Origin of the sequence: Bradyrhizobium sp. CB1015 (assembly GCF_025200925.1) — a bacterium.
GTDB lineage: Bacteria > Pseudomonadota > Alphaproteobacteria > Rhizobiales > Xanthobacteraceae > Bradyrhizobium.
Window position 1 is genome coordinate 1,977,164 of sequence record NZ_CP104174.1, and the last position, 23,578, is coordinate 2,000,741.

The following is a 23,578-nucleotide window of genomic DNA, read 5'->3' on the forward strand; positions in this document are numbered from 1 at the left end:
CTATGCCGAGTTTCTTCATCGACAGGCCGATCTTCGCCTGGGTGGTCGCGCTTTTCATCTGCTTGATCGGTGCGATCGCGGTGCCGCTGCTGCCGATCGCGCAATATCCGATCATCGCGCCGCCCTCGATCTCGGTCTCGACCAGCTATCCCGGCGCCTCGCCGGAAAACCTCTACAACAGCGTCACGCGGCTGATCGAGGAGGAGCTCAACGGCGCCGCCAACATCCTCAATTTCGAATCGACCAGCGACTCGCTCGGCCAGGTCGAGATCATCGCCAACTTCCAGCCGGGCACCGATACCAGCGCCGCCTCGGTCGAGGTGCAGAACCGCATCAAGCGCGTTGAGGCGCGCCTGCCGCGCGCGGTGATGCAGCAGGGCATCCTGATCGAGGAAGCCTCCAGCGCGGTGCTGCAGATCATCACGCTGAACTCGACCGACGGCAGCCTGGATGAAGTCGGCCTCGGCGACTTCATGATCCGCAACGTGCTCGGCGAGATCCGCCGCATTCCCGGCGTCGGCCGCGCCACGCTCTATTCGACCGAGCGCAGTCTTCGTGTCTGGGTCGATCCCGCAAAACTCGTCGGCTATGGGCTGACCGCCGACGACCTCAACAAGGCCATCGCCGCTCAGAACGCGCAGGTCGCCTCGGGCAGCATCGGTGCCGAGCCGTCGACGTCGAGCCAGCGCACCTCCGCGCTGGTGCTGGTCAAGGGCCAGCTGTCGTCGCCGGACGAGTTCGGCGCCATCATCCTGCGCGCCAATGCCGACGGCTCGACCGTGCGCCTGCGCGACGTCGCGCGCATCGAGGTCGGCGGCCTCAGCTATCAGTTCAACACGCGTCTCGACGGCAAGCCGACGGCAGGCCTGTCGGTGCTGATGTCGCCGACCGGCAATGCGTTGGCGACCGCGAGCGCGGTCGAAGCCAAGATGAAGGAGCTGTCGCGCTTCTTCCCGGCCAACATCACCTACGAGATCCCCTACAACATCACACCCGTGGTCGAGGCCTCGATCAAGAAGGTGCTGTCGACGCTGGTCGAAGCCGTGGTGCTGGTGTTCGTGGTGATGTTCCTGTTCCTGCAGAACATCCGCTACACCATCATTCCGACCATCGTGGTGCCGGTGGCGCTGCTGGGCGCCTGCTCCACGCTGCTGCTCGCCGGCTATTCCATCAACATGCTCTCGATGTTCGGCATGGTGCTCGCGGTCGGCATCCTCGTCGACGACGCCATTGTCGTGGTCGAGAACGTCGAGCGCATCATGGCCGAGGAAGGCCTGCCGCCGAAGGAAGCGACGCGGAAAGCCATGTCGCAGATCACCGGCGCCATCATCGGCATCACCCTGGTGCTGATGGCGGTGTTCGTGCCGATGGCGTTCTTCCCGGGCTCGGTCGGCATCATCTACCGCCAGTTCTCGGTCACCATGGTCGCCGCGATCGGCTTCTCCGCCTTCCTGGCGCTGTCGTTGACGCCGGCGCTGTGTGCGACTTTGCTCAAGCCCGTTGCCAAGGGGCACGGCCATTCGACCAATTTCGTGTTCAGCCGGTTCAATCGTTTCCTTGAGGCCTGCCGGTTTCACTATGCGCGCACCGTCGGCTTCTCGCTGAATCGAACCGGCCGCCTGATGCTGGTCTATGCCGCGCTGCTGGTCGGCCTGTCCTGGGCCTTCGTCAACCTGCCCGGCGGCTTCCTGCCCGTCGACGACCAGGGCTTCGTCACCACCGACGTGCAGACGCCGTCGGATTCGTCCTACCCTCGCACGGAAGCCGTGATCGAGAAGGTGGAGAAATATCTGGCACGGCGGCCGGGCGTCGACAACGTCACCTTCCTCACCGGCTTCAGCTTCTCCGGCCAGGGCATGAACACCGCGCAGGCCTTCATCACGCTGAAGGACTGGTCGGAGCGCGGGCCGAAGGACTCGGCTGCTGCGATCGTCAACGACATCAACCGCGACCTGGGCTCGTCGATCCGCGACGCAAAAATCTCGGCGCTGCAGCCGCCGCCGATCGACAATCTCGGCAATTCCTCCGGCTTCTCGTTCCGCCTGCAGGACCGCGGCCAGAAGGGCTATCAGCAATTGATGCGCGCCGCCGACCAGCTGATCGCGGAGGCCAATGCGAGCCCGGTGCTGCAGAAGGTCTATATCGAGGGCCTGCCCGAGGCGGGCGTCGTCAATCTCGTGATCGACCGCGAGAAGGCCGGCGCCTTCGGCGTCACCTTCGAGGACATCAACAACACCATCTCGACCAATCTCGGCTCGAACTACATCAACGACTTCCCGAACCGCGGCCGCATGCAGCGCGTCGTGGTGCAGGCGGACGCGCGCGACCGCATGCGGACCGAGGACATCCTCAACTACAACGTCAAGAACAGCCGCGGCCAGCTGGTGCCGTTCTCGTCCTTTGCCACGGTCGAATGGGCGCGTGGCCCGACGCAGATCGCCGGCTTCAACTATTATCCGGCGGTGCGCATCTCCGGCGAAGCCAGGCCCGGCTTCACCTCGGGCGATGCGATCGCCGAGATGGAACGGCTCGCCGGCAGATTGCCGCGCGGCTTCGGCTATGAATGGACCGGCCAGTCGCTGCAGGAAAAGCTGTCGGGCTCGCAGGCGCCGTTCCTGCTGGCGCTGTCGGTGTTCGTGGTGTTCCTGTGCCTCGCCGCGCTGTACGAGAGCTGGACCATTCCGCTCGCGGTGCTGCTCACGGTGCCGCTCGGCATCGTCGGCGCGGTCACGGCTGCGATGCTGCGCGGCCTGCCCAACGACGTCTATTTCACCGTAGGCCTGATCACCATCATCGGCCTCGCCGCCAAGGACGCGATCCTGATCATCGAGTTCGCCAAGGACCTGCGGAAAGAAGGCAAGCCGCTGGTCGAAGCCACCATCGAGGCCTGCCGCCTGCGCTTCCGCCCGATCCTGATGACCGGTCTCGCCTTCATCTGCGGCGTGCTGCCGATGGCGATCGCGCATGGCGCCGGCGGCGCCAGCCAGCAGGCGCTCGGCTCAGTCGTGATGGGCGGCATGATCGCGGTGGTGATCCTGGCGCTGTTGATGGTGCCGGTGTTCTTCGTCTCGGTGCAGCGCGTGCTGGCGGGGGACCGGGAGCCGAAGGCGGCGAGGGAAGATGAAGCGCACGGCCGGCCGGCGCCGGTGAAGCCGTAGGGCACACTGTCATGCCCCGCGCAGGCGGGGCATCCAGTACGCCGCGGCCGGTCCGTATCAAATTGACGTCTCTGGAATACTGGATCACCCGCTTTCGCGGGTGATGACAGCGGAGTGCGTGAGCGAGCTTCTGCTGCTACGCCGGCTTCCGCAAGATCTTCACCAGCTCCCCGTGCACGTACTCATTCCCGCACACGACGTGGCCTGTCGTCAGCGCATCGCCCGGCGTGTCGATGTCGCTCACCGTGCCGCCGGCTTCCTTGACCATGATCTGCCCGGCCGCGATGTCCCAGGGCGACAAATTCCGCTCCCAATAGCCGTCGAGGCGGCCGGCGGCGACGAAGGCGAGGTCGAGCGAGGCGGCGCCGAAGCGGCGCAGGCCCGCGACGCGGTCCTGGATCGCGGTCATCTCGCGGCGGAATTCCTCGTGGTCGCCGCGGCCGATATGGGGCAGGCCGCAGGCCACCACGCATTCGCTCAGCTGGCGGCGGCCGGCGACGCGCAGGCGCTGGTCGTTGAGGAAGGCGCCCTTGCCGCGCTCGGCGATGTAGAGCTCGTCATTGGCGGGGTTGTAGATCACGCCGGCGATTACGGTGCCTTCGCGCGCGAGGCCGATCGAGATCGCGAATTGCGGGATGCCGTGCAGGAAGTTGGTGGTGCCGTCGAGCGGGTCGACGATCCAGGTGTGGCTCTTGTCGGTGCCCTCGCGCTGTCCCCCTTCCTCGCCGATGAAGCCGTAGCCGGGCCGGGCCTTGGCGAGGTCCTGGTAGAGGATCTCCTCGGCGCGCTTGTCGGCGAGCGAGACGAAATTGGCCGGCCCCTTCAGCGAGACCTGGAGATGCTCGATCTCGCCGAGATCGCGCTTGAGGCTGCGGCCGGCGCGGCGCGCCGCCTTGACCATGACGTTGATAGTGGCGGAATACAGCATGTGCTCTGGTCTTGATCGGGGAGAGGGGCGCGGAAACACGCCTGTTTGCGGGACTGGGTGCCTCGTGAGGGGCCCCACGTCAAGTCATTTGGACCCGAGCCACTTCCTGGCGGCGGCCTCGGCCTTGGCGCGGTCATCGGCCGGCAGATCGGAGAACTGCTTGTCGAGCTCGGGGTCGCCCTTGCCTGATGTCTTGGCCACCAGGTGCCATTTGAAGCCCTCGACCTTGTCCACGGGCGTGCCCACGCCGTTGATCAGCACCCATGCCAGCCGGTTCTGCGCGATTGCGCTGCCCTGGCGGGAGGCCTTGCGAAGCAGGGCGACGGCCGCCGGCTGGTTCTTCGGCGTGCCGGTGCCGTTGAACATCGCGATGGCATATTCGACCTCGGCATCGACATTGTCGGCGAGCGAGGCGGCCTGGAGCAGCCGCACCGCGCGTTCGGGGTCCTTCGGCACACCGGTGCCTTCCTTGTAGAAGGTCGCGAGCGCGTATTGCGCTTCGGGCAGGCCTGCATCGGCGGCCTGGCGCAGCAGCTCCGCCGAGCGCCGGACGTCCTGCGGCAGCGTCTGGCCGTCCAGATAGAGCAGAGCGAGGTTATAGGCCGCCTTGGGCTCGCCGAGCTTGACGGCGGAGGCCATCAGCTTGACCGCCTCGCTTTTGTCGACAGGGCCGCCGCGGCCGGAGATGCGCAGCATGGCGAGCGCGAACATCGCCTCGCGATCGCCGGCATCGGCGGCGCGCTTGTACCATTCGGCCGCTTTCGCGTAGTCGCGCCGGATGCCCATGGCGTTGGAATAGAGCTCGCCGAGCATGGTCATCGCCTTGGCATCGCCCGCTTGCGCCCGGGCGGTGGCGAGCTCGAACGCCGTCTTGTATTGGCCGCGCTGATAGGCGCCGAACACGAGGTCGACGTTGAGATCGTCGGACGGCGGCGCGGGGATCACGGTTGCCGGCTTGGGCGAGGCGGACGGCTTGGGAGATGAAGAGGGCTTCGGCGCTGGTGCTGCCTCCTTCTTCTTGGCGGGCGCGGGCGGCTTTGGCTTCTGCTTCTCTGCCGGTGCGCTCGGCGTCGTCGCCGGCGGGGTGATCTGCAGCTGCGCGGCCGCGGGCAGTGTCAGCAGCAGCGTGGCCAGCATGGTGATGCACGGGAGCTTCATGTCGGGCGCTAGCCGTGCTCCCGGCTCGCAGGATCCTGGCCGGCCAGCGCCGTCGCATGGGCCTTCTTGATCGCGGCATCGACCTCGATCAGCGCGGCCTTGGGCCCGCGCGGATCGGCCCAGATGAAGTCGCCGACCAGCACGAAATCGGCGCCGCTGGCGGCGAAATCGTGGGCCTCGTCCAGCGTGGTGGCAAAGCCGACGCAAGGCGGCTCGAACAGCTCGGCCCACCAGTCCAGCCGCTCGGCGATCGCTTGCGCCGAGGGACGCTGGCCTTTCGCATCGGGCTCGCCGAACAGCACGTAATCCGCGCCCATCTCGCCCGCATCCATGGAATGGTGTCGCGTCGTCAGCCCGCCGACACCGGCGATACGATCTGGCTTGAGCGACGGCAGCGCCTCCTTGAGCGCGGCGATGCCGGGCAGGTGTGCCCCGTCGGCGCCGCCGCGTGCGACGATATCAGGGTGGCCGTCGACGAGGAGTGCCGCGCCCGCCTTCTGCACCGGCGGTGCCAATGCCTTGACGCGCGAGGTCATGGTGCGCTGATCGGTCTCTTTCAGCCGCAGCAGCACGGCGGCGACGTCGGCGGAAGCGATCAGCTCGGGCAGCGCGGCGACCAGGGTCGCGGGATCATCGACGACGGGCGTCGCGAGATAGAGACGCGGCGCCGGGCGCGGCGGAGGCGGTTTGTTCGACAAGATCTAGGCTGCCTTCTGTTCCAGGCTGCTTTGCCATTCGCCCTTGGAGGCGAGGCCGTTCATGCGCGCGCGATGGCTGAAGGCGCGCTGGCCGGCCGCGACGTTTTCGGCCTTGCCGGACCAGGCCTTCTGCGGCGCGGCCTGCAGCGCGCGGCCGTAGGAGAAGGTCAGGCCCCAGGGCAGCGGACCGAGCTTGTGCATGGCGTTGAGATGCGCGGTCGCTTCCTCGTCCGACTGGCCGCCGGACAGGAAGGCGATGCCGGGCACTGCCGCCGGCACGCAGGCCTTCAGCAGCCGTATCGTCTTCTCCGCGACCTCCTCGACGGAGGCCTGCTTCGGGCACTTCTTGCCTGATATCGCCATGTTCGGCTTCAGCACCATGCCTTCCAGCGCGACGCGCTGCACGCGCAATTCCTGGAAGGTCTTGTTGAGCACGCGCTGCGTCACCTCATAGCAGCGCTCGATGTCGTGGTCGCCGTCCATCAGCACCTCCGGCTCGACGATCGGCACGATCTGCGCGGCCTGGCACAGCGCGGCATAGCGCGCCAGCGCGTGGGCGTTGACGCTGATCGCGGTCATCGAGGGGATGCCGCTGCCGATGTCGATCACCGCGCGCCATTTGGCGAAGCGCGCGCCGCGCTCGTAATATTTCTTTAAGCGCTCGGCGAGCTTGTCGAGCCCGACCGTGACTGTTTCGCCCGGGCACATCGGCAAGGCCTGCGTGCCTTCGTCGACCTTGATGCCGGGAATGGCGCCGCTCTGTTCGATCAGCTTGATCAGCGGCGTGCCGTCCTTCGCATTCTGCCAGATCGTCTCGTCATAGAGGATCACGCCGGAGATGTACTGGCTCATGGCGTCCCTGGCGCGAAACAGCATCTCGCGATAATCGCGGCGGTTCTCTTCGGTCGATTCCACGCCGATGGCGTCGAAACGCTTCTTGATGGTGCCGGAGGATTCGTCGGCGGCAAGGATGCCCTTGCCTAATACGACCATGGCGGTCGCGATCCTGTTGAGCTCAGTCAGATTCATCGAGAGGTCCTCCCAAAACGATTCTGCCCTTGCCCGTGAAAATAGACCGTTCTCGGGCAATTGCCGAGTTAACGTTCGTCGCAGGGTAGGGGGGCGGGAGGTCGCTGGGTAAATGGCTGGGCGACCCTTCACCTCGCCCCGCTTGCGGGGAGAGGTCGGATTTTACGCAACGCGTAAAATCCGGGTGAGGGGGTACAGGTCTCTCGATAGGGCACAACTCGCGGAGAGAGCCCCTCACCCCGCCCTCTCCCCGCGAAGAGCGGGGCGAGGGAGACGATAGAGCGTGCCGGCCTTACGCCACCTTCGGATCCAACTCGCCCTTGGCGTAGCGCTTGGCCATCTCGGCGGTGGTCAGCACCTTCTTGATCTTGGAGGCCTGGCCTGCGGTGTTGAACTCCTGCAGGCGCTGCTTGCACAGCTTGGTCATCGCCTCCATCGCCGGCTTCAGGTACTTGCGCGGATCGAACTCTTCCGGGTTGTCCTTCAGCACTTTGCGGATCTGGCCGGTCATCGCCATGCGGTTGTCGGTGTCGATGTTGATCTTGCGCACGCCGTTCTTGATGCCGCGCTGGATCTCGGCCACCGGCACGCCCCAGGTCGGCTTCATCTTGCCACCATAGGCGTTGATGATGTCCTGGAGGTCCTGCGGCACCGAGGAGGAGCCGTGCATGACGAGGTGCGTGTTCGGCAGCTTGCGGTGGATCTCCTCGATCACGTTCATGGCGAGGATGTCGCCGTCGGGCTTGCGGGTGAACTTGTAGGCGCCGTGGGAGGTGCCCATCGCGATCGCGAGCGCGTCGACCTTGGTCTCCTGCACGAACTTCACGGCCTCGTCCGGATTGGTCAGCAGCTGGTCGTGGCTGAGCTTGCCTTCGGCGCCGTGGCCGTCTTCCTTGTCGCCCATGCCGGTTTCGAGCGAGCCGAGCACGCCGAGTTCGCCCTCCACCGAGATGCCGCCGAGATGGGCCATGTCGGTCACGGTCTTGGTGACGCCGACATTGTAGCCCCAGTCGCCGGGGGTCTTGCCGTCGGCCTTGAGCGAGCCGTCCATCATGACGGAGGTGAAGCCGGCCTGGATCGCGGTCATGCAGGTCGCGGGCTCGTTGCCGTGGTCGAGATGCACGCAGACCGGAATGTGCGGATAGATCTCGGTCACCGCGTCCATCATGTGCTTGAGCATGACGTCGTTGGCGTAGGAGCGCGCACCGCGCGAGGCCTGGATGATGACGGGCGCGTCGACCTGGTTGGCCGCGTCCATGATCGCCAGCGCCTGCTCCATGTTGTTGATGTTGAAGGCCGGTACGCCGTAATCGTTCTCCGCCGCGTGGTCGAGCAGTTGACGTAACGTGATCCGAGCCATCTGTCTTTGTCTCCCGTTGGGGGCCTGCAAGGCCGCTTGATTACTTGCTACGCAGAACTTCGACGCCGGGCAGGGGCTTGCCTTCCATCCATTCAAGGAACGCGCCACCGGCCGTCGACACATAGGTGAAGTCACCGGCCACATGGGCCTGGTTGAGCGCTGCGACGGTGTCGCCGCCGCCCGCGATCGAGATCAGCTTCTTGGCCTTGGTGCGCTCGGCGGCGTGCTTGGCGGCCGCGACCGTGCCGCGGTCGAACGGCTGCAGCTCGAAGGCCCCGAGCGGTCCGTTCCAGACCAGCGTCGCCGCATCGTCGATCGCGGCGTGAACGCGCGCGACCGATTGCGGCCCGACGTCGAGGATCATGCCGTCGGCCGGGATCGCATCGAGCCCATAGGCATGTGACGGCGCGTTGGCGGCGAAATGATAGGCGACGGTGGCGTCGACGGGGAGGATGATCGCGCAATTGGCCGCGTCCGCCTTCTCCATGATGCGCAGCGCGGTCGGGGCGAGATCCTTCTCGGCCAGCGACTTGCCGACCGCAACGCCTTGCGCGTGCAGGAAGGTGTTGGCCATGCCGCCGCCGATCACGAGCGCGTCGACCTTGGTCACGAGGTTTTCCAAGAGGTCGATCTTGGTCGAGACCTTGGCGCCGCCGATGATGGCGATGACAGGCTTGGTCGGCGAGCCCAGCGCCTTCTCCAGCGCGTCCAGCTCGGCCTGCATGGTGCGGCCGGCAAAGGCCGGCAGCTTGTGGCCGAGGCCTTCGGTGGAGGCGTGGGCGCGGTGCGCGGCCGAGAACGCGTCATTGACCCAGATGTCGCCGAGCTTTGCCAATTCCGCGACGAAGGCCGGATCGTTCTTTTCCTCCTCCTTGTGGAAGCGGGTGTTTTCCAGGCACAGGATGTCGCCGTCCTTCAGGTCGGCAACCGCCTTGGCCGCGGGCTCGCCGATGCAATCGTCGGCAAACGCAACGGGCTTCTTCACCACCTTCGCCAGTGCCTCGGCGACGGGCTTGAGCGAATCCTTGGCGTCGCGGCCCTTCGGCCGGCCGAAATGCGCGAGCAGGATGACCTTGCCGCCCTTGTCCGCGATCTCGGTGATGGTCGGCGCAACGCGCTCGAGCCGGGTGGCGTCGGTGACGCGCCCGTTCTCCATGGGCACGTTGAGGTCGACGCGCAGCAGCACGCGTTTGCCCTTTACGTCGACGTCGTCGAGGGTACGGAATTTGTTGGTCATCGGACGGCTCTCTTGTCCCGGGCGCTGCGCAGCGCGGAGCGGTGCGCTGCAGAACCGGGACCCACATGACAGCGAGTCCCGCGGTTGAATTGGTCCCGGTTCTGCGGAGCAGCGCTTAGGCGCTGCACCGCGCCCGGGACACGAGACCTTGCTCAGATCACCTTCGCCATCGCGACGGCGGTGTCCGCCATGCGGTTCGAGAAGCCCCACTCGTTGTCGTACCAGGACATCACGCGCACCAGCGTGCCGTTCTGCACCTTGGTCTGGTCCTCGTGGAAGGTCGAGGAGTGCGGATCGTGGTTGAAGTCGATCGAGACGTTGGGCGCGCTGGTGTAGCCGAGGATGCCCTTGAGCTGCTGCTCGCTGGCGCGCTTCATCGCCGCGTTGACTTCCTTGGCATCGGTTGAGCGCTTGGCGACGATCTTGAGGTCGACGACCGAGACGTTCGGGGTCGGCACGCGGATCGCGACGCCGTCGAGCTTGCCCTTCAACTCGGGCAGCACGAGGCCGATCGCCTTCGCGGCACCGGTCGAGGTCGGGATCATCGACATCGCCGCCGCACGGCCGCGGTAGAGATCCTTGTGCAGCGTGTCCAGCGTCGGCTGGTCGCCGGTATAGGCGTGGATCGTGGTCATGAAGCCGGTCTCGATGCCGACGAGATCGTTCAGCACCTTGGCGACCGGCGCGAGGCAGTTGGTGGTGCAGCTTCCGTTGGAAACGATGAGGTGATCCTTGGTCAGCGTGTCGTGGTTGACGCCGTAGACGATGGTGGCGTCGGCGCCGTCGGCGGGCGCGGAGACCAGCACGCGCTTTGCGCCGGCGGTCAGGTGCGCGGAGGCCTTGTCCTTCGAGGTGAAGATGCCGGTGCATTCCAGCGCGATGTCGACGCCGAGATCCTTCCAGGGCAGCTTCGAGGGATCGCGCTCGGCGGTCACCTTGATCTTGCCGCTGCCGAGGCTGATGGAATCGCCGTCGACGGTGACGGTGCCGGGGAAGCGGCCATGGACGCTGTCGTAGCGGAGGAGATGGGCGTTGGTCTCGACCGGGCCGAGGTCGTTGATGCCGACGACCTCGATATCCTTGCGGCCTGACTCGGCGATAGCCCGCAGGACGTTGCGGCCGATGCGGCCAAAACCGTTAATTCCGACGCGGACTGCCATGTTTCGTCTCCTTCAATGACCGTTGTCATCCCGCACAACGCGCTTTTGCACGCCTGCGAGGGTTTTTTAGGGGCGGGCGCCCGGTTCGGCCGGGCGGTGCTTGATCATATGGGAGATTAGGTAGTCCTTTTTTGCGGCAAGCTCAACTCTCAGGAAACGCGCTTCAGCACAGCGTTAACCGCGGCCTCGGCGGTAATGCCGAAATGCTTGTAAAGCTCCTTTGCAGGGCCGCTTTCGCCGAACGAATGCATGCCGATGAATTCGCCATCCTGGCCGATCACGGCATCCCAGCCCCAGCGCACGGCGGTCTCGATCGAGATCTTCACTGGCGCGTTGCCGATGATGGCGGCGCGTTTCGCCTCTGGTTGCGCTAACAACAGCTCGAGCGAAGGAACGGAGACAACGCGCGAGGCGACGCCGCGTTCCGCGAGCTGCTTCTGGGCCGCGACCGCGATCTCGACCTCGGAGCCGGAGGCGAACAGCGTCGCCTTGGCTTCGCCCTGGGCCGCGACCAGTTCATAGGCACCGGCCGCGCAGGGATTGTCGTTCGGTGCGGTGGTCCGCAGCTGCGGCAGGTTCTGCCGCGTCAGCGCCAACACGGTCGGGCCGTCCACGCGGTTGAGCGCGAGCTCCCAGCACTCGGCGACCTCGATGGCATCGCAGGGACGGAACACGCGCATGTTGGGAATGGCGCGAAGCGCGGCGAGATGCTCGACCGGCTGATGAGTCGGGCCGTCTTCGCCGAGGCCGATGGAATCGTGGGTCATCACATAGACGACGCCGGCGCCCATCAGCGCGGCAAGGCGCATCGCCGGACGCGCATAATCGGTGAACACGAGGAAGGTCGCGCCATTCGGCGCGAAGCCGCCATGCAGGAAAATGCCGTTCATCGCGGCGGCCATGCCGTGCTCGCGGATGCCGTAATGGATGAAGCGGCCCTTCGGCGTCTTGGCCGAGAAGGCGGTCGCCGACTTCGCCTTGTTGTTGTTGGAGCCGGTGAGATCGGCCGAGCCTGCGAGGAATTCCATCGGCATCGCGGCTGCGATCGCCTCGATTGCCGCTTCCGACGATTTGCGCGTCGCCGCAACAAGCGGCTTCTCCAGCAGCTCCTTTTTGTGCGCCTTCAGCGCCTTTGCCAGCGAAGCCGGACGCTCATGACGCAGGCGGCGCTCGAACTCGGCGCGCTTGCGGCTGCCGAGCTCGCCGAGGCGCGCTTCCCATTCCTGCCGTGCGAGGGCGCCGCGGCTGCCGGCTGCGCGCCACGCCTTCAGCACGTCGTCGGCGACCGCGAACGGCTCGAGCGCGATGCCGAGATTTTCCTTCGCGGCCTTGAGCTCGTCGGCTCCCAGCGCCTCGCCGTGCACCTTCGAGGTGCCGGCCTTGTTCGGCGCGCCGAAGCCGATCGTGGTGCGGCAGGCGATCAGCGTCGGCTTGTTGGATTTCTTCGCGCGCGTAATCGCAGCGGCGATCGCGGCCTGGTCATGGCCGTCGATCTTCTCGGCGGCCCAGCCCGCTGACTTGAAGCGCTTCACCTGATCGACGGAATCGGCGAGCGAGGTCGGGCCGTCGATCGAGATGCCGTTGTCGTCGTAGAGCACAATCAGCTTGTTGAGCTTCCAGTGCCCGGCCATCGCGATCGCCTCCTGCGAGACGCCTTCCATCAGGTCGCCGTCGGAGGCGAGCACATAGGTGTGGTGGTCGACGATCTTCTTGCCGAACTCGGCGGCGAGCATCTTCTCGGCCAGCGCCATGCCGACCGCAGTCGAGATGCCCTGGCCGAGCGGGCCGGTGGTGGTCTCGATGCCCTTGGTGCGGAAGTTCTCGGGGTGGCCGGGGGTCAGCGAGTCGACTTGGCGGAACTGCTTGATCTGGTCCAGCGTCATCTCGGCATTGCCGGTGAGATACAGCAGCGAGTAGAGCAGCATCGAGCCGTGGCCGGCCGAGAGCACGAAGCGGTCGCGGTCCGGCCAGGCGGGCGCGGCGGCATCGAATTTCAGGAACTGCGTGAACAGCACGGTGGCGATGTCGGCGGCGCCCATCGGCAGGCCGGGGTGGCCCGATTTTGCCTTCTCGACAGCGTCCATCGAAAGGCCGCGGATCGCGTTGGCCATACGGGTGTGATCGACCTGCGTATGGGCCATACGGGTGGCATCGACCTGCATCATGATGAAAATCCGTCTGAAATGAGGTGCTTGATGGCCGTGCGCGCCGCGCGGGATCGCGCCTGGCGGCCACGGGAGATGGGGCTGGATAGCACCTCGGTTCCGGGAGTCCAAGGCAATCAAACGCCATGGCGGCAGTAAAAGTTGCTTGCGGCATCCCGGACCCGAAGGGCCGCGTCAGCGCAAAGTGGCGTCCGGTTTTCCCTCGCGACAAACGCGGAACGCGTTTGCACGGGAGGTCCTGCCCCCGACAAACAGTGCATAGTTTTGCGGCGGCGTTGCGCTTGGCTAGCTTGCCACGTAAATTTCTGCTTCTAACCGCTTGCCGAACCGAGTCTTTTGCCGGACGGCAAGCTCCAGGGTAAGGCCACTGGGCAAGGGCCGCCAGGTTCCGCCGCTAGCTGCATGAACGATCGCGTATCCAACAGTTCCGCCATGACGGAATCATCCGCCGTCGAGATCGAGATTGCGACCCGCAGACTCATGGCGGCGCTCGACGCGCTCGAAAGTGCGGTGGAGCGGCGGCGCGACGCCGATCGCGACGAGAACGAGCTTGCGGCGCGAATCCAGGCGCTCGGCGCGGATCGCTCGCGTCTTGCCGACGAGCTCGACGGCGCGCTGGTGAAGGCACGCAAGCTCGAGCGCACCAATCGCGAGATCTCCGACCGGCTGGATTCCGCGATCGTCACGATACGCTCGGTGCTCGATACCGGAGAGGACCGATGAGCCACATCAACGTCACCATCAACGGCCGGCAATACCGCATGGCCTGCGAGGAAGGCCAGGAGGTGCGGCTGCTCAAGCTCGCCGAAACGCTGGAGACTCGCATCCAGTCGCTGCGCGGAAAATTCGGCGAGATCGGCGATGCCCGTCTCACCGTGATGGCCGCGCTGACCGTGTGCGACGAGCTGATCGACACCACCAACCGCGTCCGCACCCTGGAGCAGGAATTGACCGAGCTCAGGGATTTCCGCAACGCCGCCGTCGAGCGCGCCCGCATGACGCAGACCGCCGTGGTCAACGCGCTGAATGCCGCCGCCGAACGCATCGAGAAGTCGACCCAGGTCCTGAACCGCACCGTCGGCAACGGCATCGCGATCGGGTAGCTTCTACCCTCCCCTGGAGGGGGAGGTCGATCGCGCGTAGCGCGAGCGGGGTGGGGTGATCTCTCCACTCGGGCACTGTTGGATGGGGAGAGACTGTCACCCCACCCCGCGCCGCATTTCGCTTCGCTCCATGCGTCACGACCCTCCCCCTCCAGGGGAGGGCTATCGCATATGACTTGTGACGTCGGCCTGCGCGCACGCCTCGTCCTTCAAGACGGCGCTGACGCGCCTCCTCAGGATGAGGCTAATCAGCGTCAGTGCTCGTTGAAACTGCTGCCGCGCACTCCGCCCTCATCCTGAGGAGCCCGCCCAAAGCGAGCGTCTCGAAGGATGGCCGCCGGGAAAAGCTCTCAAATGCGATAGCCCTGCCCTCCAGGGGAGGGTAAGAAAGCGCCCGCAGCGCCGCACTGGCGATTCGTCAGTATCGTTGTTACATTGGCTCCGCGAGGCTGCGACGTGCGTCAGGAGCCATATATCCCCGGGGCCTTATCGATCCTTTAGGGAACTGTCCCTGGCCGGGCCCGTGGGCTCGGACATATGGTGCCCACCTACTTTCGTAGGGAACTCCGGGATCGAGTGCTTCAACGGCGTCCGCGGCTTCGCACTGTTTCTTCCTTCTGGTTCGTGCCTGTCGAATTGCGTCCCCGACCGCTTGCGGTTCAATCACTCTCGGTGTCATGCCCCACCTAGTGCGCAATTGCGCACGGGGGCGGGGCATCCAGTACGCCGCGGCGTTGAGGTTCAAGCACTGGCGTTTCTGGAATACTGGATAGTCCGCCCCAGTGCGCAAGCGCGCACAAGGCGGACGATGATGACTTCGCTTCGGGGGAAAGCGCGCATGTCCAACTCCAAGGCCGAGCTCCGTGCCAAAGCCCTCGCCAAGCGCGATGCGCTCAGCGAGAAGAAACGCACGGCAGCGGCCGCAAAGCTCGCCAAGCGCGGGCTGCCGTTCAAGCTGCTGCCCGGAAGCATCGTCTCCGGCTATTCGCCGATCCGCAGCGAGATCGATCCGATGCCGCTGTTGAAGAAGCTCGCGGAAGAGGGCGCCAGGCTCGCGCTGCCCTGCGTCACCGCGCGCGGCCAGTCGCTGATCTTCCGTCTCTTCCATCCGAACGACCGCCTGATGCTCGGCCCGCTCGGCATTCCCGAACCTTCACCTGCTGCGGCCGAAGTCATTCCCGACATCATGCTGACGCCGCTCGCTGCCTTCGACCGCCTCGGCCATCGCATCGGCTATGGCGCGGGCCATTACGATTTCACCTTCGCGCATTTGCGCAAAGCCAAGCACATCGTCGGCATCGGCCTTGCGTTTGCAGTGCAGGAGATCGAGGCGGTTCCGGCACTATCCCACGACGTGGCGCTGGATTATGTGCTAACGGAATCGGACGTGTTCGATTTCCGGAGTTCTGAAGTTGCGCATTCTCTTCGTGGGTGACGTCGTCGGCCGCAGCGGGCGCGAGGCCGTCTCCGAATATCTGCCCGGCATGGTCAAGGACTGGTCGCTCGATCTCGTCGTCGTCAACGGCGAGAATTCGGCCGGCGGCTTCGGCATCACGGAAGCGATCTACCAGGAGTTTCTCGAGGCCGGCGCAGATGCGGTGACGCTCGGCAATCATTCCTGGGACCAGCGCGAGGCACTCGTCTTCATCGAGCGCGCCGACCGCCTGGTGCGCCCCGCCAACTATCCGCGCGGCACGCCCGGCCGCGGCGCCGCCTTGGTCGAGACCAAGAACGGCAAGCACGCGCTCGTTGTCAACGCGCTGGGCCGCGTCTTCATGACCCCGTTCGACGATCCCTTCGCCGCGCTCGAGCGCGAGCTTGGCGCCTGTCCGCTTGGCGTCGCCGCCGACGCCATCGTGGTCGACTTCCACTGCGAGGCGTCGAGCGAGAAGCAGGGCATCGGCTTCTTCTGCGACGGCCGCGCCAGCCTCGTCGTCGGCACGCATACGCATGTGCCGACCGCCGACCATCAGATCCTCTCAGGCGGCACCGCCTACATGACCGACGCCGGCATGACCGGCGACTACGATTCCATCATCGGCATGCAGAAGGAAGAGCCGCTGCGCCGGTTCACATCGGGGATTCCCTCGAGCCGCTTCGAGCCTGCCGCAGGCGCTGCAACGCTGAGCGGCGTCGCCGTGGAGACCGACGATGCAACGGGCCTCGCGCTGAAGATTGCCCCGGTGCGTATGGGCGGAAGGCTCGAGCCGGCGACGCCGAAGTTCTGGTTGAGCTGAACGGCGGCGGCGAACGCGGCTGCCACCCTCCCCTGGAGGGCAGGGCTATCGCATATCACTCGTGGCGGCGGCCTGCGCGCACGCCTCGTCCTTCGAGACGGCGCTTATGCGCCTCCTCAGGATGAGGCTAATCAGCGTCAGTGCTCGTTGAAACTGATGCCGCGCACTCCGCCCTCATCCTGAGGAGCCCGCCCAAAGCGGGCGTCTCGAAGGATGGCCGCAGGGAAAATTCTCAAATGCGATAGCCCTGCCCTGGAGGGGGGTCGATCGCGCGAAGCGCGAGCGGGGTGGGGTGATCTCTCAACACGGACAGTGTTGGATGTGGAGAGACCGTCACCCCACCCCGTCTCACATTTCGCTGCGCTCAATGTGAGCCGACCCTCCCCCTCCAGGGGAGGGTAAGAGCAGCGACAGCTCATCTAGTCGCCTTGCGCGAGGGACGGAAAAGCGGGAGTCTGAAACTTCGGAATAATAGCATTCTGCCCCTGTTTTGCCCGACGAGTCAACGCGCTCCACGGTCTGCGGCGCAAGCCATTGATTCCGCACAGCCCGGCTACTGTGCATGGGGTTGTTTTCGAGCTTTTGTTTTGAGGACGCGCTCGCGTCCTCGTCAGCCCTGGCGAAAGCCCATCCGGAAGGCGCCCCAGTGCTTGCCGCGGACCATGATCGGCGAGGACAGGTCCTTCATCAGCACGAACTGTCCGCCGCCCATGTCGCGGCGATAGGTCTGGAGCAGGAAGGGTTTTGTGCTGGCCGCGACCTTCTTCACCGCGCGGTCGGTGAACAGGCGGCGGTTGCGGCAATTGGCGTTGTTCCAGACCGGGTCCTTGCCCTGCGGCAGGCGGTAGTTCGGATTGTGGGTCGGCAGGTATCCGCCTTTGGCCCAGGCGACGCAGAACACGATGCGGGAATCGGACGTCTGAATTGGATCCTGGATCGCGGGCAGCACGCGGTCGGTGAACGCGACGTAATTGGTGAGGTGCTGCTTCGGATCGGTGCCTGGGATCTCGCGGTAGGTCTCGTCCATGAGCTGGTCGAGCGTGATCTCGCCGCGGTCGATCGCAGCCTCGAACTCCGCCGAGATCCGTTTCGCGGTGTCGACGACGATCCGGATCAGCGGCGCGTCCGATGTCTCGACGCCGCTGTCCGCGATCAGCGCGATCAGGCCTTCGGAGGTATCGAGCAGCTTCGCCACCCGCTCGTCCGCGCTTCGGAGGTCGCGCGAGGAGAGGTCGACGCCCTTGGCGAGCTCGTTGAGCTCGCTGATCACGGTGTCGCAATGGCCGAGATTGGAGGTCGCCGCGCGCGCGACGCCGTCGATCTCGGCTTCGACCGAGGCGAAGCCCTGCTGGACCCGCGAGATGATGCCGGAGATCGCTTGCGCGCCTTCGCCGGCGGTCTTGGCGCGCTGCGAGGCGTCGCTGCTCTCCCCGATCAGGCCTTCGATCTGGCCGTCGAGATCGCGCACGGTGTCGGAGATCTCATGCGTGGCCTGGCGCGTGGCCTCCGCGAGGTTCTTGACCTCGCTTGCGACCACCGCGAAGCCGCGGCCGGCAGTGCCGGCGCGCGCGGCTTCGATGGTGGCGTTGAGCGCGAGCAGGTTGGTCTGCTTCGCGATCGCCTCGATCGAGCCGGAGACCTTCGCCACCTGCGCCAGCGCCGCGCCGACGGCGGACAGGCGCGCCTCGATCCGCTCCACTGCGGCCACGAGCTCGGAGATGCGGCTGACCGCGGTGTCGACGGCGCTGCGCGACTGCGCGATCTCGCCGACCGCAACCGACGTCGTGGTTTGCACCGCCTGCGAGGCGTTGGCGATGTCGTGATTGGCGGAGACCATGGTCTCGGCCGTCTTCTGCAGATGGTGGAACCGTTCCGACTGGCTCGCGACGCGGTTTGCGACGTCCTGGACGTTGCCGGCGATGTCCGCGAGCTCGACGCCGAGACCGCCGATGCGGTCGGCAAGCTGGTCGATCAGACGTTCGGCCAGCGTCCGGTTGGATGCAGTGTCCAGTACGGCAAGTTGTGCAAGGGACATGTACGGGCTCTCTCCAGTCGGAGCCGTTGATCGGCTCCTCGGCGGCATTCCGATTCCAGGTCCGACCTTAGAGGATGATTCGCGCCCGGCGTCTTGCCCAGGAGTGCAGATGCGTGCAGATGCGCGCAGGTGCGTGCACGCGCGGGGTGCTACAGCTTGTACGCCGTGCGGAAGCCGCCCCAGTGCCGGCCTTGCACGCGGATCGGGACGTCGATCTCGCGCATCATCACCGTGTTGCCGTTGCCCATGTCGCGCGCATAGCTCTGGACCAGGTACGATCGCAGGTTGCGCGCAGCGGCGAGCCCCGCCGGATCGTTGAAGATGCGCCGGTTGCGGCTGTTGGCCGTGTTCCAGGCGACGTCGCCCGGCCGCTGCGGATGCGAATAGATCTTGTTGTGCACCGGCAAAAAGCCGTTGCGGTCGACCATGGCGCAGAACGCCATCCGCGGCTCCCGCGCCAGAAAGGCTTCCTGGAACGGCGGCAGGGTGCGGTCGGCCCAGTCGAGATATTTGGTGCGGTATTGCTGCGGATTGGTGCCCGCAATCTCCACGTAGTCCGTGTCGAAAAGGTCCTCGATCTTGACCTCGCCGCGCGCAACCGCCTGCTCGAATATCTTCGTCAGCGCATTGCCCGCTTCCATGGCACGGGTGACGAGCTCGGTGCTCTCCTCATGGATCGACCAGAGCTTGTCCTCGATCTTCTCGTTGAGCGCGGCGGTGGCGCCGACGAATTGCGCGCGGGCGCCGGCCTTGGATTGCTCGACCACGCGCAGGCGGCAGGCGCCGATGTCCTCCAAGCTGCCCTCGATCGTCGCTTGCGTCGCGAGCCGGCTTGCGTCCGCGCCGCCGATCAGCACGCCCTCCATCGCGATTTCATAGACCGGCATCGTGCCGCGCGCGGTCTCGAATTTGAGGTGGCAAGGCAGGCGCTCGGTCTTGCGGCGGTCGTCGTGCTCGCTCTGGCGCAGCAGCACGGCGCAGCGGGATTTCAGCTTCTGGGCGAAGGTGGTGACGGCCTTGCCGGCGCTGGCGACGCTCTCGCCATGGGTCTCGGCCGCCTTGGTCGCCGCGTCGATCTCGGCTGCGCTCTCGCCGACCGAGATGATGAACTCCGAGGCGCTGGCGGCATTGCCGGAGACTTCGCTGGTCGTGGCATTCTGCTCGGCGACCGCGCCGTTGACGGTGTCGAACACCGGGCGGATCGCCTCGATCGCCTGCGAGATGCGGTGCACCGCGTCCGCCGAGCCGGCGGCGTCGCGCTGCAGCGCGTCGATCTTCTTCGTGATCTCTTCCGTCGCGCTCTGGGTCTGCACCGCGAGCGCCTTGACCTCGGTGGCGACGACGGCAAAGCCTTTTCCCGCGGCGCCCGCGCGCGCGGCCTCGATGGTCGAGTTGAGCGCGAGCAGCGTGGTCTGCCGCGCGATCTGCGCGATCAGATTGACGACGTTGCCGATGGCGGCGGAGGATTCGCGCAAGCGGTCGACATTGGCCCGGGCTTCCTGCGCGGCGGCGCTGGCCTCGTCGGCGAGCTTGCCGGCCTCGCGGACCTGTGCGCCGATACCTTGCGCGGACTGGGTGAACTTGTCGGCGGCATGGGCGAAGGTGGAGGCGGTGGATTGCGCGGCGTTGGTCCGACCGGTCAGGGCATCGGTGCGGTCGCGAATGGCGGCGAGGGTCGCCGCGGTCGCCTCGGCGCCGCCAGCCACCGAATTGGCGGCGCGCTCGAGCTGGCGGATCATGGCGCCGAGCTCGAGTTCCAGCAATTCCAGGATTTCCCGGGCCGAATCACTTTCGGCGGCCGAGGCGGGTGCGGCAGGGGCCGCGGGCTGCGCGGCCTCCGGGGCTGAAGCAGGCGCGGCCGTGTCCGGCAGACGCTTCCGAAATAATCCGAACGCCATCAGCTCTCTCTTGTCGGGGAACGGTCGGGCGCTATTTTCGCAAGTCGGAATGAAATCAGGGTTAACGGTGCCCGAGATCTAGGCACCGGCGATTACGGTGACTACCTTTACAGTGCTACCTTAGGGCAGCAGTTCCCTTTGATTCCGGTGGGGTGGCGGCCTATAAGGCCGCGCTTCCCACGCTCATCTTTGGCTGACGATTCCTCAAGAGACCACGCATGGCCGGACATTCCCAATTCAAGAACATCATGCACCGCAAAGGGCGGCAGGATGCCCAGAAGTCGAAGCTGTTCGGCAAGCTGGCGCGGGAAATCACGGTCGCGGCCAAGCTGGGCACGCCCGACCCCGCCATGAACCCGCGCCTGCGCGCCGCCGTCATCGCGGCGCGCCAGGAGAACATGCCGAAGGACAATATCGAGCGCGCCATCAAGAAGGCACTCGGCAGCGACGGCGAGAACTATGACGAGATCCGCTACGAGGGTTACGGCCCCGGCGGTGTCGCCGTCATCGTCGAGGCGCTGACCGACAACCGCAACCGCGCCGCCTCCGACATCCGCTCCTTCTTCACCAAGTCCGGCGGCAATCTCGGCGAAACCGGCTCGGTCTCCTTCATGTTCGACCGCACCGGCATCATCGAATACGACCGCAGCGTCGCCTCCGACGACGCGGTGCTGGACGCCGCGATCGAGGCCGGCGCAGACGATGTGGTCTCGGGCGAGAGCGGTCACGAGATCTACGCCTCGACCGAAAGCTATCGCGATGTCGCCAAGGCGCTGGAAGCCAAGTTCGGCGAGCCGCGCAAAGCCGCGCTGATCTGGAAGCCGCAGAACACGGTTGCGGTCGACGACGAGACGGGCGAGAAGCTCTTGAAGCTGATGGACCTGCTCAACGAGCACGACGACGTCCAGAACGTCTACGCCAATTTCGAGGTGTCGGACGCGCTTGTTGCGAAGATGGGGGGCTAGGGCACTCTCGTGTCCCGGACGCGGCGCAGCGCGAAGCGGTGCGACGCAGAGCCGGGACCCACAGCGCCGTTCGCGCTGGAGGCAATATGGGCCCCGGTTCAGCAGCGCACCGCTTCGTGCTGCGCTGCGCCCGGGGCAAGAGACCCCACTTCCCCTGTTACTTCCGTTCTGTTTCTGTTTCGCATCCCGCGGCCAGCCGCTATCACTGGCCCATGACTGCGCTTCCGATTCGTGGCCCCGTTCGCATCATCGGCATCGACCCCGGCCTGCGCCGCACCGGCTGGGGGGTGATCGAGGCCGAGGGCAATCGCCTGACCTACGTCGCCTGCGGCTCGGTGGAACCGCCCGACGATTTGCCGCTGGCGAGCCGGCTGCTCGCGATCCATGAAGGGCTCGCGGCCGTTTTGTCCAATCACCGGCCGGTGGAAGCTGCGGTCGAGCAGACCTTCGTCAACAAGGACGGGGTTGCGACGCTGAAGCTCGGCCAGGCCCGCGGCGTCGCCATGCTGGCGCCCGCAATGTTCGGCATCTCCGTCGCCGAGTATGCGCCGAACCAGGTCAAGAAGACCGTGGTCGGCGCCGGCCACGCCGACAAGCAACAGATCGCGATGATGCTGAAGATTTTGCTGCCGAAGGCCGAGCCGCCGTCGGCCGACGCCGCCGACGCGCTCGCCATCGCCATCACCCACGCTCATCACCGCCAGAGCACCGCGCTCCGGCTGAAGGTGGTGGGGATATGATCGGCAAGCTCAAGGGGCTGATCGATTCCTACGGCGAGGATTTCGTCATCCTCGACGTCGGCGGCGTCGGCTATCAGGTGCATTGTTCCTCGCGCACCTTGCAGCACCTGCCCTCGCCGGGCGAGGCGGCCGTGCTGTCGATCGAGACCTATGTCCGCGAGGACCAGATAAAACTGTTCGGCTTCCGCACCGACCAGGAGCGCGAATGGTTTCGCCTGCTCCAGACCGTGCAGGGCGTCGGCGCCAAGGTTGCGCTCGCCGTGCTCGGCACGCTGTCGCCGGCCGATCTCGCCAATGCCATTGCGCTGCGCGACAAGGCCGCGGTGGCGCGCACGCCCGGCGTCGGCCCCAAGGTCGCCGAGCGCATCGTTACCGAATTGAAGGACAAGGCGCCGGCCTTTGCCAATGTCGATCCCGCCGTCGTGCATCTTGCCGACGCCGTCGACGACCAGCGCGCCCCGCGCCCCGTCGCGGATGCGATCTCCGCGCTGGTCAATCTCGGCTATGGCCAGCCGCAAGCCGCCGCGGCGATCGCCTCGGCCTCGCGCAGTGCGGGTGAGGGCGCCGAGACGGCGCAGCTGATCCGGCTCGGGTTGAAGGAACTCGCGAAGTGAGCGACCCCAAGGCCAGCCGCATGGTCTCGCCCGAGCGCCGCAGCGATGATGTCGGCGACACCGCGCTGCGCCCGCAATCGCTGTCCGATTTCGTCGGCCAGCAGCAGGCGCGCAAGAATCTCTCGATCTTCATCGAGGCGGCGCGCAAGCGCGGCGAGGCGCTGGATCACGTGCTCTTCGTAGGCCCGCCCGGCCTCGGCAAGACCACGCTGGCGCAGATCGTGGCGAAAGAGCTCGGCGTCGGCTTTCGCGCCACGTCGGGTCCTGTCATCGCCAAGGCCGGCGATCTCGCCGCGCTGCTGACCAATCTCGAAGAGCGCGACGTGCTCTTCATCGACGAGATCCATCGCCTCAGCCCGGCGGTGGAAGAGGTGCTCTATCCCGCGATGGAGGACTTTCAGCTCGACCTCATCATCGGCGAGGGTCCGGCGGCGCGGTCGGTGAAGATCGAGCTGTCGAAGTTCACCCTGGTCGGCGCCACCACGCGTGCCGGCCTTCTCACCAATCCCTTGCGCGACCGCTTTGGCATTCCGGTCCGGCTCAACTTCTACACGATCGAGGAGTTGGAGAGCATCGTCAGCCGCGGCGCGCGTGTGCTCAACGTCGGCATGAGCGCAGACGGCGCCAACGAGATCGCGCGCCGCGCCCGCGGCACCCCCCGCATCGCCGGGCGTTTGCTCCGCCGTGTGCGCGATTTCGCCTCGGCGGCCGATGCCGACAAGATCGACCGCAAGATCGCCGACCACGCGCTGAGCGCGCTCGAGGTCGACGCCGCTGGCCTCGACGCCATGGATCGCCGCTATCTCACGACCATCGCGCTCAACTATGGCGGCGGCCCGGTCGGCGTCGAGACCATGGCCGCGGCCTTGTCGGAGCCGCGCGATGCCATCGAGGACATCATCGAGCCCTATCTGATCCAGTGCGGCTATCTGCAGCGCACCCCGCGCGGCCGCCTGCTGACATCGCACGCCTTCCGCCATCTCGGTCTCGCCGAGCCCTCGCGCGATGCGGCGGCGCAGTTCGGCCTGTTCGGCACGGATGACAGCGACGCGTGAGCTGCTGAGCCGCTCGCGGTTCCGGCTTTGACGAATTT

General features: G+C 66.2%; 19 protein-coding genes and 1 other RNA gene. 10 read left to right on the forward strand and 10 right to left on the reverse strand.

Annotated elements, in window-relative coordinates; translation table 11 throughout:
* The first annotated feature begins 2 nt into the window (after positions 1-2).
* Complete coding sequence (locus N2604_RS08855; RefSeq protein ID WP_260374363.1) at positions 3-3,158, forward strand: multidrug efflux RND transporter permease subunit; 3,156 nt, start codon at positions 3-5, stop codon at positions 3,156-3,158.
* A 136-nt stretch (positions 3,159-3,294) separates the two neighbouring features.
* Here N2604_RS08855 and N2604_RS08860 read toward each other — a convergent pair whose 3' ends face one another.
* The 8 genes from N2604_RS08860 to tkt form a co-directional block, all read right to left on the reverse strand.
* A complete protein-coding gene (locus tag N2604_RS08860; protein WP_260374364.1) occupies positions 3,295-4,086 on the reverse strand; it encodes an inositol monophosphatase family protein in 792 nt (263 codons plus the stop codon).
* 84 nt (positions 4,087-4,170) lie between these two features.
* The gene (locus tag N2604_RS08865) at positions 4,171-5,244 is read right to left on the reverse strand and encodes a tetratricopeptide repeat protein (protein WP_260374365.1); all 1,074 of its coding nucleotides are present in this window, start codon (positions 5,242-5,244) and stop codon (positions 4,171-4,173) included.
* An 8-nt stretch (positions 5,245-5,252) separates the two neighbouring features.
* Positions 5,253-5,942, reverse strand: a complete 690-nt coding sequence (locus N2604_RS08870) for a thiamine phosphate synthase (RefSeq protein WP_260374366.1) — start codon at positions 5,940-5,942, stop codon at positions 5,253-5,255.
* Between the two features lie 3 nt (positions 5,943-5,945).
* Positions 5,946-6,971 carry a class I fructose-bisphosphate aldolase gene (locus tag N2604_RS08875; protein ID WP_260374367.1) on the reverse strand — a complete coding sequence of 342 codons (1,026 nt, stop codon included), beginning with the start codon at positions 6,969-6,971 and terminating at the stop codon, positions 5,946-5,948.
* Between the two features lie 292 nt (positions 6,972-7,263).
* A complete protein-coding gene (fba, locus tag N2604_RS08880) occupies positions 7,264-8,331 on the reverse strand; it encodes a class II fructose-bisphosphate aldolase (RefSeq protein ID WP_025034030.1) in 1,068 nt (355 codons plus the stop codon).
* 40 nt (positions 8,332-8,371) lie between these two features.
* Positions 8,372-9,568 (reverse strand): phosphoglycerate kinase, encoded by a 1,197-nt coding sequence (locus N2604_RS08885; protein WP_260374368.1) that lies wholly within the window; start codon positions 9,566-9,568, stop codon positions 8,372-8,374.
* A gap of 152 nt (positions 9,569-9,720) precedes the next feature.
* Positions 9,721-10,728, reverse strand: coding sequence for a type I glyceraldehyde-3-phosphate dehydrogenase (gene gap, locus N2604_RS08890; protein WP_260374369.1), 1,008 nt, complete (start codon positions 10,726-10,728; stop codon positions 9,721-9,723).
* A 149-nt stretch (positions 10,729-10,877) separates the two neighbouring features.
* Entirely contained in the window at positions 10,878-12,893 is a 2,016-nt protein-coding gene (tkt, locus tag N2604_RS08895) for a transketolase (protein WP_260374370.1), read from the reverse strand.
* Positions 12,894-13,295: 402 nt separating this feature from the next.
* Here tkt and N2604_RS08900 point away from each other — a divergent pair, with 402 nt between their 5' ends.
* The 5 genes from N2604_RS08900 to N2604_RS08920 all read left to right on the forward strand — a co-directional run bounded on the left by N2604_RS08900 (position 13,296) and on the right by N2604_RS08920 (position 16,233).
* Entirely contained in the window at positions 13,296-13,616 is a 321-nt protein-coding gene (locus N2604_RS08900; protein ID WP_409241690.1) for a DUF4164 domain-containing protein, read from the forward strand.
* The gene (locus N2604_RS08905) at positions 13,613-13,996 is read left to right on the forward strand and encodes a cell division protein ZapA (RefSeq protein WP_035998340.1); all 384 of its coding nucleotides are present in this window, start codon (positions 13,613-13,615) and stop codon (positions 13,994-13,996) included. The genes N2604_RS08900 and N2604_RS08905 overlap by 4 nt, the downstream gene beginning before the upstream one ends.
* Before the next feature lie 443 nt (positions 13,997-14,439).
* Positions 14,440-14,600: non-coding RNA, 6S RNA (gene ssrS, locus N2604_RS08910), on the forward strand.
* Between the two features lie 234 nt (positions 14,601-14,834).
* Positions 14,835-15,431 (forward strand): 5-formyltetrahydrofolate cyclo-ligase, encoded by a 597-nt coding sequence (locus N2604_RS08915; RefSeq protein ID WP_260374372.1) that lies wholly within the window; start codon positions 14,835-14,837, stop codon positions 15,429-15,431.
* Complete coding sequence (locus N2604_RS08920) at positions 15,409-16,233, forward strand: TIGR00282 family metallophosphoesterase (protein ID WP_260374373.1); 825 nt, start codon at positions 15,409-15,411, stop codon at positions 16,231-16,233. Before N2604_RS08915 ends, N2604_RS08920 begins: the two co-directional genes overlap by 23 nt.
* A 610-nt stretch (positions 16,234-16,843) precedes the next feature.
* Here N2604_RS08920 and N2604_RS08925 read toward each other — a convergent pair.
* Entirely contained in the window at positions 16,844-18,268 is a 1,425-nt protein-coding gene (locus N2604_RS08925) for a methyl-accepting chemotaxis protein (RefSeq protein WP_260374374.1), read from the reverse strand.
* Between the two features lie 149 nt (positions 18,269-18,417).
* Entirely contained in the window at positions 18,418-20,166 is a 1,749-nt protein-coding gene (locus N2604_RS08930) for a methyl-accepting chemotaxis protein (RefSeq protein ID WP_260374375.1), read from the reverse strand.
* A 218-nt stretch (positions 20,167-20,384) separates the two neighbouring features.
* Here N2604_RS08930 and N2604_RS08935 point away from each other — a divergent pair, with 218 nt between their 5' ends.
* The 4 genes from N2604_RS08935 (at position 20,385) to ruvB (ending at position 23,540) form a co-directional block, all read left to right on the forward strand.
* A complete protein-coding gene (locus N2604_RS08935) occupies positions 20,385-21,131 on the forward strand; it encodes a YebC/PmpR family DNA-binding transcriptional regulator (RefSeq protein WP_225146415.1) in 747 nt (248 codons plus the stop codon).
* Positions 21,132-21,343: 212 nt separating this feature from the next.
* The gene (ruvC, locus tag N2604_RS08940; RefSeq protein ID WP_260374376.1) at positions 21,344-21,871 is read left to right on the forward strand and encodes a crossover junction endodeoxyribonuclease RuvC; all 528 of its coding nucleotides are present in this window, start codon (positions 21,344-21,346) and stop codon (positions 21,869-21,871) included.
* Complete coding sequence (ruvA, locus tag N2604_RS08945; protein WP_260374377.1) at positions 21,868-22,485, forward strand: Holliday junction branch migration protein RuvA; 618 nt, start codon at positions 21,868-21,870, stop codon at positions 22,483-22,485. Before ruvC ends, ruvA begins: the two co-directional genes overlap by 4 nt.
* Entirely contained in the window at positions 22,482-23,540 is a 1,059-nt protein-coding gene (gene ruvB / locus N2604_RS08950) for a Holliday junction branch migration DNA helicase RuvB (RefSeq protein WP_260374378.1), read from the forward strand. The genes ruvA and ruvB overlap by 4 nt, the downstream gene beginning before the upstream one ends.
* Positions 23,541-23,578: the final 38 nt, after the last annotated feature.